The sequence below is a fragment of the Streptomyces sp. NPDC001568 genome (assembly GCF_042893755.1).
GTDB lineage: Bacteria > Actinomycetota > Actinomycetes > Streptomycetales > Streptomycetaceae > Streptomyces.
Genome location: NZ_JBIAVF010000036.1, coordinates 1 through 13,002, shown reverse-complemented (window position 1 = coordinate 13,002; position 13,002 = coordinate 1). Strand labels below are relative to the sequence as shown.

At 72.1% G+C, this 13,002-nt stretch carries 12 protein-coding genes; 9 read left to right on the top strand and 3 right to left on the bottom strand.

The genetic code is table 11. From position 1 onward, the window contains the following. Positions 1–9 precede the first annotated feature (9 nt). A complete protein-coding gene (locus tag ACFY0I_RS39115) occupies positions 10–810 on the bottom strand; it encodes a hypothetical protein (protein ID WP_388904539.1) in 801 nt (266 codons plus the stop codon). A gap of 62 nt (positions 811–872) precedes the next feature. Between ACFY0I_RS39115 and ACFY0I_RS39110 the strand changes: the two genes are divergently transcribed. The 4 genes from ACFY0I_RS39110 to ilvD all read left to right on the top strand — a co-directional run bounded on the left by ACFY0I_RS39110 (position 873) and on the right by ilvD (position 5,300). Next, a complete protein-coding gene (locus ACFY0I_RS39110) occupies positions 873–1,799 on the top strand; it encodes a Ppx/GppA family phosphatase (protein ID WP_388904538.1) in 927 nt (308 codons plus the stop codon). A gap of 99 nt (positions 1,800–1,898) precedes the next feature. Next, complete coding sequence (locus tag ACFY0I_RS39105) at positions 1,899–2,708, top strand: sugar phosphate isomerase/epimerase family protein (RefSeq protein WP_388904537.1); 810 nt, start codon at positions 1,899–1,901, stop codon at positions 2,706–2,708. After that, positions 2,705–3,322: a TetR family transcriptional regulator gene (locus tag ACFY0I_RS39100; RefSeq protein WP_388904536.1), complete on the top strand. Its 618-nt coding sequence runs from the start codon at positions 2,705–2,707 to the stop codon at positions 3,320–3,322. Before ACFY0I_RS39105 ends, ACFY0I_RS39100 begins: the two co-directional genes overlap by 4 nt. Before the next feature lie 127 nt (positions 3,323–3,449). Further along, positions 3,450–5,300, top strand: coding sequence for a dihydroxy-acid dehydratase (gene ilvD / locus ACFY0I_RS39095; RefSeq protein WP_388904534.1), 1,851 nt, complete (start codon positions 3,450–3,452; stop codon positions 5,298–5,300). Positions 5,301–5,331: 31 nt separating this feature from the next. Here ilvD and ACFY0I_RS39090 read toward each other — a convergent pair whose 3' ends face one another. Then, complete coding sequence (locus ACFY0I_RS39090) at positions 5,332–7,455, bottom strand: PQQ-binding-like beta-propeller repeat protein (RefSeq protein ID WP_388904532.1); 2,124 nt, start codon at positions 7,453–7,455, stop codon at positions 5,332–5,334. A 106-nt stretch (positions 7,456–7,561) separates the two neighbouring features. On the opposite strand from ACFY0I_RS39090, the gene ACFY0I_RS39085 reads away from it, so the two are divergent. The 5 genes from ACFY0I_RS39085 to proC all read left to right on the top strand — a co-directional run bounded on the left by ACFY0I_RS39085 (position 7,562) and on the right by proC (position 11,218). Continuing rightward, complete coding sequence (locus tag ACFY0I_RS39085; RefSeq protein WP_388904530.1) at positions 7,562–7,864, top strand: peptidase; 303 nt, start codon at positions 7,562–7,564, stop codon at positions 7,862–7,864. A 135-nt stretch (positions 7,865–7,999) separates the two neighbouring features. Next, positions 8,000–8,572 (top strand): hypothetical protein, encoded by a 573-nt coding sequence (locus ACFY0I_RS39080; RefSeq protein ID WP_388904529.1) that lies wholly within the window; start codon positions 8,000–8,002, stop codon positions 8,570–8,572. Positions 8,573–8,651: 79 nt separating this feature from the next. Continuing rightward, the gene (locus ACFY0I_RS39075; protein WP_388904528.1) at positions 8,652–9,569 is read left to right on the top strand and encodes an ABC transporter ATP-binding protein; all 918 of its coding nucleotides are present in this window, start codon (positions 8,652–8,654) and stop codon (positions 9,567–9,569) included. Next, positions 9,566–10,303: an ABC transporter permease gene (locus tag ACFY0I_RS39070; RefSeq protein ID WP_388904527.1), complete on the top strand. Its 738-nt coding sequence runs from the start codon at positions 9,566–9,568 to the stop codon at positions 10,301–10,303. Before ACFY0I_RS39075 ends, ACFY0I_RS39070 begins: the two co-directional genes overlap by 4 nt. 105 nt (positions 10,304–10,408) lie before the next feature. Further along, complete coding sequence (gene proC / locus ACFY0I_RS39065; RefSeq protein ID WP_388904525.1) at positions 10,409–11,218, top strand: pyrroline-5-carboxylate reductase; 810 nt, start codon at positions 10,409–10,411, stop codon at positions 11,216–11,218. 25 nt (positions 11,219–11,243) lie between these two features. Here the strand turns inward: proC and trpS are convergent, their stop codons facing one another. Continuing rightward, positions 11,244–12,242 (bottom strand): tryptophan--tRNA ligase, encoded by a 999-nt coding sequence (trpS, locus tag ACFY0I_RS39060; protein WP_388904523.1) that lies wholly within the window; start codon positions 12,240–12,242, stop codon positions 11,244–11,246. Between the last annotated feature and the right edge of the window lie 760 nt (positions 12,243–13,002).

The following is a 13,002-nucleotide window of genomic DNA, read 5'->3' as shown; positions in this document are numbered from 1 at the left end:
GGGCGTGGGTCAGGCCGGGTCCGCCGGGTGCGGGGCCATCGGCAGCAGGGACGCCAGCCGCGCCTCGCAGAGGGCGACGAGGGCGTCGTACCCCTCCTTGCCCATGAGCTCCGTCAGCTCCGGCCGGTACGACACGTACACCGGATCGCCCGCGCCGTGCGCCGACGTCGCCGACGTGCACCACCAGTGCAGGTCGTGGCCGCCCGGGCCCCAACCGCGCCGGTCGTACTCACCGATCGACACCTGGAGGATCCGGGTGTCGTCCGGCCGGTCGATCCAGTCGTACGTGCGCCGGATCGGCAGCTGCCAGCACACGTCCGGCTTCGTCTCCAGCGGCTCCTGGCCGCTCTTGAGCGCCAGGATGTGCAGGGAGCAGCCCGCGCCCGCCGGGAACCCGGGCCGGTTCAGGAAGATGCAGGCGCCGTCCCAGCGGCGGGTCTGCTTCTCCCCGTCGTCGTCGAACTGCGTCCAGCCGCTCTCGCTGCCGACGTCGTGGAACTGCCACACCTCCGGTGTGAGCCGGGCGACGTGCTCCGCGACGCGCTTCTCGTCGTCCTCGTCCGAGAAGTGCGCGCCGAGCGTGCAGCAGCCGTCGGAGGCGCGGCCCGGCTGGATGCCCTGGCAGCCGCTGCCGAAGATGCAGGTCCAGCGCGAGGTCAGCCAGGTCAGATCGCAGCGGAAGACCTGCTCGTCGTCCGCCGGATCGGGGAATTCCACCCAGGCCCGGGGGAAGTCCAGGCCCTTCTCGTCAGGCTCCTTGCCCTTGTCCTTCTTCGACCGGGTCTTGTTGGCCTTCTTCGTATTTGGCACAAACCCCAGCCTAAGCGCCCCTTACTCCACCCCTACGCCTTCCGCCCAGTAGCGTTTCTCGTATGAGACTCGGTGTCCTTGACGTGGGTTCGAACACGATTCATCTGCTGGTGGTGGACGCGCACCCCGGCGCGCGCCCCCTGCCCGCGCACTCGCACAAGGTGCAACTGCGGCTGGCGGAACTCCTCGACGAGCACGGCGCGGTCGGCCCGGAGGGCGTCGACCGGCTCGTCACGGTGATCGGCGACGCCGTGCAGGCCGCCGAGGACAAGGGCTGCGAGGACCTGCTGCCCTTCGCGACCAGTGCGGTGCGCGAGGCCACCAACGCGGACGAGGTCCTCGCCCGCGTCAAGGCCGAGACCGGCATCGACCTCCCCGTCCTCAGCGGCGAGGACGAGGCGCGCCTGACCTTCCTGGCCGTCCGGCGTTGGTTCGGCTGGTCCGCCGGCAAGCTCCTGGTCCTGGACATCGGCGGCGGCTCCCTGGAGATCGCCTTCGGCATCGACGAGGACCCCGACAAGGCCGTCTCCCTCCCCCTCGGCGCCGGCCGGCTCACCGCCGCCTGGCTCCCCGGCGACCCGCCGGACCCGGCGGACGTGAAGGCCCTGCGCAGACACGTACGGGCCCAGATCGCCCGTACCGTCGGCGAGTTCAGCCGCTCCGGCCTGCCGGACCACGTCGTGGCCACGTCGAAGACCTTCAAGCAACTGGCCCGCATCGCGGGCGCGGCCCGGGAGGCCGACGGCCTCTACATCCAGCGCGACCTGACCCGGAAGTCGCTGGTCGAATGGGTCCCGCGACTCGCGGCGATGACCACCCTGGAACGCACGGCCCTCCCCGGAGTCTCGGATGGCCGCGCCTCCCAGCTCCTGGCCGGCGCCCTGGTGGCGGAAGCCACGATGGACCTCTTCGGCGTGGACGAACTGGAAATCTGCCCCTGGGCCCTCCGCGAGGGCGTCATCCTCCGAAGGCTGGACCACCTGCCGTAGCGGGGGCGGGGTCGGTGTCGGTTCTGATGGCTCCCGCCCCCCAACCCCGCCCCACCCCGCCCCCGACCCCCTCGGGCCGGGGCCCCGTAACCTGTCCCCGTGGCAGAACCAGTCCGGATCCCGAAAGTCGCGCTCTCCACGGCCTCCGTCTACCCGGAGTCCACGGCGACCGCCTTCGAGATCGCCGCGCGCCTCGGGTACGACGGCGTCGAGGTCATGGTCTGGACGGACCCGGTCAGTCAGGACGTCGACGCGCTGCGCCGGCTGTCCGACCACCACCAGGTGCCGATCCTGGCCATCCACGCCCCCTGCCTGCTGATCACCCAGCGCGTGTGGTCGACCGATCCGTGGATCAAGCTCCAGCGGGCCCAGGCGGCGGCCGAGCGGCTCGGGGCGTCGACCGTGGTCGTGCACCCGCCGTTCCGGTGGCAGCGGCAGTACTCGCGGGACTTCGTCACCGGTATCTGGCGGATGGCGGACGAGACGGACGTCCGGTTCGCCGTGGAGAACATGTACCCGTGGCGCTACCGGGACCGCGAGATGCTCGCCTACGCCCCGGAGTGGGACGTCACCAAGGACGACTACCGGCACTTCACCGTCGACCTCTCCCACACCGCGACCGCCCGTACGGACGCCAACGCCATGATCGACCGGATGGGCGACCGGCTCGCCCACATCCACCTCGCCGACGGCAACGGATCGGCGAAGGACGAGCACCTGGTGCCCGGCCGGGGCAGCCAGCCCTGCGCGGAGCTGCTGGCCGGCCTGGCCCGTACGTCCTTCGACGGGCACATCGTCATCGAGGTCAACACGCGGCGGGCGATGTCCTCCGCCGAGCGCGAGGCCGACCTCGCCGAGGCGTTGGCCTTCACCCGGCTGCACCTCGCGGACCCGGCGCGGCGCCGATGACCGAGCCCGTGAAGCGGCGTCGCGGTCCCGGCCGGCCCCGGCAGGACGAGGTCGGGGACGGCCCCGGCACCCAGGAGGTCATCCGGCTCGCGGCCCGGGAGGTGTTCGCGGAGCGCGGCTACGACAAGACGTCCGTACGCGGCGTCGCGAAGGTGGCCGGCGTGGACCCGGCGCTGGTGCACCACTACTTCGGCAGCAAGGACGAGCTGTTCGCCGCCGCGATCGAGGTGAGCATGGAGCCCGCCCTGGTCGTCCCGGCGGTGCTCGGCGAGGGCCCGGACGGCATCGGGGAGCGGCTCGCCCGCTACTTCCTCGGGGTGTGGGAGAACCCGGTCACCCGGGCCCCGATGCTCGCCGTGATGCGGTCGGCCCTCACCCACGAGGCGGCGGCGAAGGTCCTGCGCGGGTTGATCCTGCGCCGGGTCCTGGAGCGGGTCGCCGCCGATCTGGACGTGCCCGAGCCCACCTTCCGGGCCGAGCTGGCCGCCTCGCACATGGTCGGGATCGCGATCCTGCGCTACGTCGTCCAGGTCGAGCCGCTGGCGTCGGCGGACCCGGAGGACATCGTGGCGCTCGTGGCGCCGACGCTCCAGCGGTACCTGACCGAAGAATGAGCCGCGCGTCCCGACATTCGGACAGCCTGTCCGTATCGCGGGCGACAGGCGTAGCCTCGTAACTGATTCATATCTACAGTCGCGGCCGAGTCCGTCGGGCCGGCCGCACTCATGGGGAGTGAACCCGATGCCCGAGCTGAGGTCCCGCACCGTCACCCACGGCCGCAACATGGCAGGCGCACGTGCGCTGATGCGCGCGTCGGGCGTAGCGAGCGAGGACATCGGCAAGCCGATCATCGCGGTCGCCAACTCCTTCACCGAGTTCGTCCCGGGCCACACCCACCTTGCGCCCGTCGGCCGGATCGTCTCCGACGCCATCCGCGAGGCCGGTGCCATCCCGCGCGAGTTCAACACCATCGCGGTCGACGACGGCATCGCCATGGGACACGCCGGGATGCTGTATTCGCTGCCCTCGCGCGACCTGATCGCCGACTCGGTGGAGTACATGGTCGAGGCGCACTGCGCCGACGCGCTGATCTGCATCTCCAACTGCGACAAGATCACCCCCGGCATGCTGATGGCCGCGCTGCGCCTCAACATCCCGGTCGTGTTCGTGTCGGGCGGCCCGATGGAGGCCGGTCAGGCCACCCTCGTCGACGGCACCGTCCGCAAGCTCGACCTGATCGACGCCATGGTCGACGCCTCCAACGAGAACGTCTCCGACGAGGACGTCCTGCGCATCGAGGAGAACGCCTGTCCGACGTGTGGTTCGTGTTCGGGCATGTTCACCGCCAACTCGATGAACTGCCTCGCCGAGGCCATCGGCCTGGCCCTCCCGGGCAACGGCTCGGTCCTCGCCACGCACACCGCCCGCCGCGCCCTGTACGAGGACGCCGGCCGCACGGTCGTGGAGATCACCAAGCGCTATTACGAGGGCGACGACGCGTCCGTCCTGCCCCGCAACATCGCGAGCCGGCAGGCCTTCGAGAACGCCATGGCCCTCGACATCGCGATGGGCGGCTCCACGAACACGATCCTGCACCTGCTGGCCGCGGCGCAGGAGGCGGGCCTCGAGTACGACCTGACCGACATCGACGAGGTGTCGCGCCGCGTCCCGTGCCTGTCGAAGGTCGCCCCGAACGTGGCGCCCGGCGGCACGTACTACATGGAGGACATCCACCGGGCAGGTGGCATCCCCGCCATCCTGGGCGAGCTGCACCGCGGCGGGCTGCTCAACAAGGACGTCACCTCCGTCCACTCGGACAACCTGGAGGACTGGCTCGCCGAGTGGGACGCCCGCTCCGGCACCGCCTCCGACATCGCGATGGAGCTGTGGCACGCGGCCCCCGGCTGCAAGCGCTCGGCCACCGCCTTCTCGCAGTCCGAGCGCTGGGAGACCCTCGACCTCGACGCGGAGGGCGGCTGCATCCGTTCGGTGGAGCACGCCTACTCCAAGGACGGCGGTCTCGCCGTCCTGCGCGGCAACATCGCGGCCGACGGCTGCGTCGTGAAGACGGCCGGCGTCGACGAGTCGATCTGGACCTTCGAGGGCCCGGCCGTCGTCTGCGAGTCGCAGGACGAGGCCGTCGACAAGATCCTCCGCAAGGAGATCAAGGCGGGCGACGTCGTCGTCATCCGCTACGAGGGCCCGCGCGGCGGCCCCGGCATGCAGGAGATGCTCTACCCGACGTCCTTCCTCAAGGGCCGCGGCCTCGGCAAGGTCTGCGCGCTCGTCACGGACGGCCGCTTCTCCGGCGGCACCTCGGGCCTGTCCATCGGCCACGCCTCCCCGGAGGCGGCCTCGGGCGGCACCATCGCCGTCGTCGAGGACGGCGACCGGATCCGGATCGACATCCCGAACCGCTCGATCGAACTCCTCGTCGACGACGCCACCCTCGCGGCCCGCCACGAGGCGCTCGGCGGGGTCTACGCCCCGAAGGACCGCGAGCGCAAGGTCTCCGCGGCCCTGCGCGCCTACGCCGCGATGGCCACCAGCGCCGACAAGGGCGCGGTCCGCGACGTCTCCCGCCTGGGCTGACCCCCACCCGCTCCGAACCCCGCCGGGCGCGTCACCACCCGGCGGGGTTCCGCGCGTCCACGGCGAACACGCTCCCGTCGGGCGCGGAGGCGAAGACCCGTCCGTCGGCGACGACGGGGGCGGGGAGGGCGGAGCTGACGGTGCGCTGTCCGGCGGCCATCCGGGGCGGTGTCTGGCCCGTGATCCGGCCGGCCGCCGCGTCGACCGCCAACAGCCGGCCGTCCGAAGCCGTCAGGTAGACCCGGCCTTCGACGGGTACGGGCCGGGAGGCGCTGGCGGCCCCGGTCTCCACCCGCCACAGTTCCTTGCTCGCGTCGACGGCGACGAGCCCGCCCTGTGCCCCGAAGCAGTACACGGTGCCGTCGCCGGCGACGCTCGCCTCCGCTTCGAAGAGCGGCGTCGACAGGGGGACCCGTTGCACGGCGCGGCTCGTCGCGTCCACCCTCACGATGCCGCCCGTGCGGGCTCCCGCGTCGTTGTCGAGCAGGTAGAGCGACCCGCGTGCCGTACCGACGGGGAGCAGCCTTCCGCCGGTCCGGACCTGCCAGCGCACGGTTCCGTTCCCCGCGTCCACCTCGGCGACCTGCGTCGACCTGCCGTCCGGGTCGGGTGTCGCGGAGTAGAACGCGGCCGTGCCCGCCCCGGTCGTCGGGGCGCCCCACCAGCGGGATCCCGTCGCGCCGCGCCGGGTCCAGCGCTGTTCGCCGGTCGCGGCGTCGAGGGCGACCAGGCTCCCGTCGACGGAGACGAGGAGCACGTGTTGTCCCGCCGGTACCACCCGGGTGCCGCCGGAGAGCCGGTGCTGCCAGCGTTCCGCCCCGCTCCGGGGGTCGAGGGCCTTGAGTCGTTCGCTGCCCGGCGGTTCCACGAGGACCAGCCCTCCCGCGTGCACGGGAGCGGCGGCGGCGGCCGACGACTGGCCCGGTGTGCCGGCCGGCACCGACCAGGTGACCGAGCCGTCGGCGGGGTCGAGCCGGGCGGCGGTCAGACCCCGTCCGGAGCAGAAGAGGCCGTCGCCTTGGGCCGAGCAGGCGGCGGTGTGTCCGCCCGGGGACACCGCCCAGGGGGCGAAGGCCTTGCCGGAGGGCGCCGCGGGCGCCGAAGGGGACGGGTCGGGTTGTTCCGCGGGCACGGCGGCGGGTCCGAACCGCAGGTAGAGGCCGGCCGCGCCCGCCACGAGCAGCAGCCCGATCCCACCGGCCAGGAGCTTGCGGCCCCACCGCCCGGCGGCGGGCGGAGTCGCCGACGGTGGGGGGAGCGGGGCGCGCAGGTGGGTGAGTTCGTCCTCGGGCACCGGACGACGCGGCTGCGGTATGAACGAGTGCGTGTCCTCGGCCGTCCGACTGGTCACGGTCCGGATCTCGGCGATCAGCGCGTCGGCGGTCGGCCGCTCCTCGGGATCCTTGGCCAGGCAGCGGGCCACGATGGGGACGAGCCGCGCCGGGAGCTGGGTCAGATCGGGTTCGCTGTGCACCACCTGGTACGCGACGAGGTAGTGGCTGTCGGAGTCGAAGGGCCCGCGCCCGGTCGCCGCGTGCACGAGCACCGCGCCCAGCGCGAACACGTCGGCGGCCGTGCCCACGTCACGGGGCCGCTGGAACTGCTCCGGTGCCATGAACGGCGGCGTCCCGATCAGCTTGCCGGTCTCGGTGTGCAGGTCGCTGTCGGCAGGGCGGGAGATCCCGAAGTCGATGACCCGTACCCCGTCCGGGGCCATCAGGACGTTGCTCGGCTTCAGGTCCCGGTGCACGACCCCGGCCCGGTGGATGTCCCGCAGGGCCTCGGCCAGTCCGGCGGCCAGCCGGGTCAACTCGACGGCGTCCAGCACCCGTTCCCGTACCCGCTCGGACAGCGTCGGCGCGTCGACGAACAGGGTGGCCATCCAGGGCCGCTCGGCATCGGGGTCCGCGTCCACGACGGGCGCGGTGAACGCCCCGCTGACCCGCCGCGCGGCCGCGACCTCCTGCCGGAACCGCGCCCGGAACTCGGGATCCACCGCGTGCTGGGCGTGCACGACCTTGACGGCGAGTTTCAGCCCGGAGCTGGAGGCGGCCAGGTGGACGACGCCCATGCCGCCGGAGCCGAGTACGGATTCGAGCCGGTACTGCCCGGCGTACTCCGGAAACCCCGCGTAGTCCGCACGCCGCGACTGCACCGCTCACCACCCCCGCCGGAGCCTAGTCGATGGCCCGTGGGAACATCCAAGGGCTCGCTCCCCTGCGCGCGTTGCGCAGGGGCACATCCAAGGGGGGATGTTCCACATGTCCGTTGAGAACGATTCCAGCCAGGCGCAGGGCCTCGCCGCCGCCTCCGGTCTCCCGACGTACCCGCTCGCACCCGGCCACCGCGTCAACGTGCGCAACGGTCCGGGAACCAACTACTCGGTCGTCGAGACCCTCCCGCTCGGCGGGTACGTGACGATCCGCTGCCAGTGCCCCGGCACGACGGTCAGCGGTCCGTACGGCACCACGAACCTGTGGGACTGCATCGGCAACAGCCGGTTCGTCTCCGACGCGTACGTGAGGACCGGCACCGACGGCTACGTCGCCGGCCGCTGCGACTGAGCGACCGTCCGGGCCGGCGCCCGGGGCCCGCGTCCCGTCACCCGTCCTGTCACCGGTTCCGTCACCGTCCCGTCACCCGTTCCGCCACGCGAGACGCCCCCGGCCGGCGCACCCCGCCGGGGGATAATCGCTGCTGTGAGCGACGACGAGCAGCGAGACCAGCACCAGGAGCCCGGCCAAGGCGGCACCGGCACCGGCACCGGCCAGGGACGGACCTCCCCGACCGCCGAACCCGCCCCCGGTCCCCGCCCCGAGCCGATCCGGTTCTTCGGGACCACCTGGGTGGACCACGACAACGGCTACGCCCCGCGCCGCGCCGCGGTCGCCGTCGGCGCGCTCGGCGCAGCCGTCGCCGGTGCCTACCTGCTGCGCCTGGCCTACGAGGGCCTGGAGATCGGCAACGTCGGCCCGTTCCTCAGCATCTCCGTCGTCATCCTCTTCGCGATCGCCAGCTCCATCGCCTTCGCCAAGACCTGGGAGTCCTTCAGCCGCCGCGCCGCCCCGTCCTCCGACGAGGCCGCCCTCAAGGGCCTGAAGGCGATCGGTTTCATCGGCTCCCTCGTCGCGTACTTCCTGCGCTGCCTGATCGAGGCCCCCGGCGAGAAGCTGCACCGGGCCGAGTACGAGCGCGCCGTCGCCGAGTTCGCGCGGCGCCGCAGCTCCCGTACGGGCAACCCCGCCGCCCGCCGCCCCAAGCGCAAGAAGTAGCGGCACCTCCGCAGCCCGCCACAACCCGCGTCGCCCGGCCGATTGACGCCCCGGCACCGCCAGGAGCATTATTCATCACATGATGAATAAACCCCCGGAGGGGACCGCGCCCCACACCCCCGCCACTCACACCTCCGCCACCCACACCCCCGCCACTCACACCCCCGCCACTCACACCCCCGCCACTCACACCCCCGCCATCCACGCCCGCGCCCTCACCGTCCGCCGCGGCACCGGCCGCAACCCCCGTACCGTCCTCGACGCCATCGCCTTCGACGTCCCCCGCGGCCGCATCACCGGCCTCCTCGGCCCCTCCGGCTGCGGGAAGTCCACCCTGATGCGCGCCGTCGTCGGCACCCAGGCCCACGTCACCGGCACCCTCGACGTCCTCGGCCGTCCCGCCGGCCACCCCGAACTCCGCGCCCGGATCGGCTACGTCACCCAGGCACCCTCCGTCTACGACGACCTCACCGTCCGGCAGAACCTCGACTACTTCGCCGCCGTCCTCGACCCCGGCCGCGCCGCGGCCGCCCGGCGCGCCGAAGCCGTCACCCGCGCCATCGCCGACGTCGACCTCACCACCCGCGCCGACGCCCTCGCCGGCAACCTCTCCGGAGGCCAGCGCAGCCGCGTCTCCCTCGCCGTCGCGCTCCTCGGCACCCCCGAACTCCTCGTCCTCGACGAACCCACCGTCGGCCTCGACCCCGTCCTGCGCCGCGACCTGTGGAACCTCTTCCACGACCTCACCGCCCGCCGCGGCGCGACGATCCTCGTCTCCTCCCACGTCATGGACGAGGCCGAGCGCTGCCACGACCTGCTCCTCATGCGCGAGGGCCGGATCGTCGCCCAGGACACCCCCGACGCCCTGCGCACCCGCACCGGCTCCGCCACCGTCGAAGAGGGCTTCCTCCGCCTGGTGGACGACGCGGACACCTCCACCCCCGCACCCACCGCCGCACCCACCCCCGCCCCCACCGCCGAAGGAACCCTCCGATGAACGGCGCCCGCACCCTCGCCACCGCCGCCCGCGTCCTGCGCCAGCTCCGCCACGACCCGCGCTCCATCGCGCTGATGCTCCTGGTCCCCGTCCTGATGCTGACCCTGCTGCGCTACGTCTTCGACGGCAGCCCGCAGACCTTCGACACGACGGGCGCGAGCCTCCTCGGGATCTTCCCCCTCATCACCATGTTCCTGATCACCTCGATCGCCACCCTCCGCGAACGCACCTCCGGCACCCTGGAACGCCTCCTCGCGATGCCCCTCGGCAAGGGCGACCTCATCGCCGGCTACGCCCTCGCCTTCGGCGCCGTCGCCGTCGTCCAGTCCCTCCTCGCCACCGGACTCGCCCTCTGGGCCCTCGGCCTCGACGTCATCGGCTCCCCCTGGTTGCTCCTGCTCGTCGCCCTCCTCGACGCCCTCCTCGGCACCGCCCTCGGCCTGTTCGTCTCCGCCTTCGCCGCGTCCGAGTTCCAGGCCGTCCAGTTCATGCCGGCCGTCGTCTTCCCGCAGCTGCTCCTGTGCGGACTCTTCGCGCCCCGCGACACCATGCAGCCCGTCCTCGAAGGCCTCTCCGACGTACTGCCCATGTCCTACGCCGTCGACGGCATGACCCAGGTCCTCACCCACACCGACATGACCACCGCCTTCGTCCGCGACGTCCTCGTCGTCGCCGGCTGCGCCCTGCTCGTCCTCGCCCTCGGCGCGGCCACCCTCCGCCGCCGCACCCCGTAGCCCGGCCCCCACCGCCCACGGACCGGACGCCCACCCCCCGCTCCCCGGCCGGGTGCAAGGATGAACCCGTACGTCCTTACGTTCGTTCGGCGAGGTGAACCCGGCATGACCCAGACAGTCGCAGTCCTCGGTACCGGCAAGATCGGCGAGGCCCTGCTCAGCGGGATGATCCGCGGCGGCCGGCCGGCGGGCAAGCTGCTCGTCACCGCCCGCCGCGCCGAGCGCGCCGAGGAGCTCAGCACCCGCTACGGCGTCGAGGCCGTCAGCAACGCCGAAGCCGCCAAGCGCGCCGACACGCTCATCCTCACCGTCAAGCCGCAGGACATGGGCAAGCTCCTCGAAGAGCTCGCACCGCACATCCCCGCCGACCGCCTGATCATCAGTGGCGCCGCGGGCATCCCCACCTCCTTCTTCGAGGAGCGGCTCGCCCCCGGCACCCCCGTCGTCCGCGTCATGACGAACACCCCCGCCCTCGTCGACGAGGCCATGTCCGTCATCTCGGCCGGCAGCCACGCCACGGCCGCCCACCTCCAGCACACCGAGGAGATCTTCGGCGGCGTCGGCAAGACCCTGCGCGTCCCCGAGTCCCAGCAGGACGCCGCCACCGCCCTCTCCGGCTCCGGGCCCGCCTACTTCTACTACCTCGTCGAAGCCATGACGGACGCCGGCATCCTGCTCGGCCTGCCCCGAGCCCAGGCCCACGACCTGATCGTCCAGGCCGCAATCGGCGCCGCCGTGATGCTCCGCGACAGCGGCGAGCACCCGGTCAAGCTCCGCGAGGCCGTCACCTCCCCGGCCGGTACGACCATCAACGCCATCGTCGAGCTGGAGAAGCACGGCGTACGGGCGGCCCTGATCGCCGCCCTGGAGGCGGCCCGCGACCGCAGCCGCGAACTCGCCTCCGGCAACAGCTGACCCGCCGGGGGGAGGGCGTACGGGATCAGGGGGCCAAAAGCCCGATGGCCTCGTACGCCCGGTCCACCACCGGCCGCGCCAGCGCCCTCGCCCTCCCCGCCCCCTCGCGCAGGACGCGCTCCACCTCGCCGGGGTCGGCGGAGATCTCCGCGTGCCGCTCCCGCAGGGGTCGCAGCAGTTCCACCACGGCGTCGGCGACGTCCCGCTTCAAGGGCCCGTACTGCGCGTACCCCTGCGCGAGCACCGTCGGATCCTCGCCCGTGCAGGCCGCGAGGATGTCGAGGAGGTTCGCCACTCCCGGGCGCGCGGTCCGATCGTGGACCACGCCGTCCGCACCGCTGTCGGTCACGGCCCGCATGACCTTCTTGCGGATCGCCGCCGGCTCGTCGAGCAGGTAGACGATCCCCGCACCGCTCTCGTGGGACTTCCCCATCTTCGAGGTCGGGTCCTGGAGGTCCATGACCCGGGCCGCCACCTGGGGATGCGTGGCCCTGGGCACGGTGAAGGTGTGCCCGTACCGCTGGTTGAACCGCACGGCGAGGTCCCGCGTCAGTTCCACGTGCTGCCGCTGGTCCTCACCGACCGGTACCTCGGCGGTGTCGTACGCCAGGATGTCGGCGGCCATCAGCACGGGATAGGTGAGCAACGAAAGACGTACGCCCTCCCCGGCGTCCTGCGCCTTCACGGCCTTCTCCCGGTACTGGATCATCCGGCGCAGCTCGCCGTCGGAGGCGGTGCACTCCAGTAGGTAGGCGAGCCGGGTGTGTTCGTCCACGTGGCTCTGCACGAACAGCGTGCACTTCTCGGGCCCCAGCCCGGCGGCGAGCAACAGCGTCGCGGCCTGCCTGGTGAGCCGGCGCACCCGCGCCGGATCGTGCTCGACGGTCAGGGCGTGCAGATCGACGACGCAGAACAGCGCGTCGTCGGGCTTCTGGTCGGCGGCGACCCACTGCCGCACGGCCCCCAGGTAGTTCCCCAGGGTCAGGTGTCCGGTCGGCTTGACCCCGCTGAAGATCCTCGTCATGTCCCGCTCTCCCTCTGTGTGGTGTCGTGGCGGCCGCGTCGGGCGACCGAGCCACTCCCGGGAGGGGAGAAACAGGAACGGCCGCCGTGGCGGCGGCCGTGAACGCATGTGTGCTCGCGTGGAAGGTCGGCCGCCGTCAGGCGGCCCACCAGCGAAGGTCGAGCGTGATCGCATGCGTAGTCATACGAGCCACCGTAGCCCGGGGACGGCGTCGGGCGGAGCATTTTCCGCCCATGACCCCGCACCCTGTTGTCCGTCCGCACCCTGCTGTCCCTCCGACCTCAGCCCCCACCGTTCACGCCAGGTCAGCCGGGGGTTGACACACCAGTGCCGGATCCGTAAGGTTCTTCGAGTTGTCCGAAGTGAGCGCCGACCCCGGTCGGTCCCCGGACAGCCATCCCGCACCACACATTCGAACGAACGACTCAAGCTGTCGTCTCGTTTTCATGCGTATTTGCGAATGAGGAATCCGCGTCCCAGGACGCAGCCGCCGATTGGCTTCGGGGGCAGGGAATCCGCTACTGTCTCACTCGTCGGAAGGGCCCAACAGCCCAGAAGGCAAACCCCGCTGACTGGGAGTCAGGCCCGAAAGGTTCTGATAGAGTCTGAATCGCCGGAAAGGGAAAGCGCGAAAGCGCAGGACCTGGAAAGCACCGAGGAAATCGGGCCCGAAAGAGTCTGATAGAGTCGGAAACGCAAGAACAGAACAGAACGAAGCCCGGAGGAAAGCCCGAGAGGGTGAGTACAAAGGAAGCGTCCG